The 221-nt window shown below is 32.1% G+C and carries 1 protein-coding gene; it reads left to right on the top strand.

From position 1 onward, the window contains the following. Positions 1-221: UDP-galactopyranose mutase (locus HJV72_RS19180; RefSeq protein WP_243765715.1), on the top strand; the 221-nt coding region annotated here is incomplete at both ends.

A 221-nucleotide genomic window follows, 5' to 3' on the forward strand; every position in this document is an offset into this window, starting at 1 on the left:
TGATTCAAAATATGTTATCCCATCCTAATATTAAAGTGATGCTGAATACTGATTTTAAAGAAATAAAAAGTGAACTAGAATATGAAAAATTATATTATTCAGGGGCAATTGATGAGTATTATGATTACCAATATGGCAAATTGCCATATCGCTGTGTGCAATTTGAAGTGATAGATTTGGAAAAGTCTTGGGCACAGCCGACAGCAGTTGTAAATTATCCC

It is taken from the genome of Extibacter sp. GGCC_0201, from assembly GCF_017566055.1.
Lineage (GTDB): Bacteria > Bacillota > Clostridia > Lachnospirales > Lachnospiraceae > Extibacter.